The following is a 558-nucleotide window of genomic DNA, read 5'->3' as shown; positions in this document are numbered from 1 at the left end:
CCCAATAATAAACATTTCAACGCACACAGTCAGCTTAGTTGATTAGTTGAGAACGTGTCCCTCTCCCCCCTTTCGGATTTTCACCGTTACGGTTCTGTCAGCTCGCTCGGCACACGTTGAGAACGTCCCCCATTTCCCTCTCTGTCTCCTCTCTCGCATTCGATCCGTTCCTTGAATTCGTTAAAATCCTTCATGATCTCCCGGGAATTATCCCATTCCTCAGCGTTTCCCTCTGCCGCTATAAGTTTCCCATTGGCGACGAAGAAAGATTTCTTTTTGTTAGACACGGGCTTGACTTTACCGGCGGTGATGGGTCGGTCGAAGTTCTCCACCTGGTCTACAGCAAAAATCAATTTTCCGTTCTTTAGGTAGAAATGCATGATCGCCCTCCCAGTTTCCCCCAGAAACTCCGCTGTTAATTTTTGTAATTCACCACCTTCGCAATAGCCCTTTAAGACCCCTCCCTCCGCTGACTGATCCATGATTTCCTGTTCAACTAAAAGGAATTTTGAAATATTTGAATCGATTTCCTCGACATCTCCTTTGATCGAAACGACA

General features: G+C 46.2%; 1 protein-coding gene. It reads right to left on the bottom strand.

Features of this window, described 5'->3' with window-relative positions:
- Positions 1 to 86: 86 nt before the first annotated feature.
- The gene (locus JNK54_10845) at positions 87 to 380 is read right to left on the bottom strand and encodes a hypothetical protein (protein MBL8024752.1); all 294 of its coding nucleotides are present in this window, start codon (positions 378 to 380) and stop codon (positions 87 to 89) included.
- Positions 381 to 558 lie beyond the last annotated feature (178 nt).

This window comes from Elusimicrobiota bacterium, assembly GCA_016788905.1.
Classification (GTDB): Bacteria; Elusimicrobiota; Elusimicrobia; order FEN-1173; family FEN-1173; genus JADKHR01.
The sequence above is the reverse complement of the archived record's forward strand: the minus strand, read 5'-3'. Positions and strand labels throughout refer to the sequence as shown.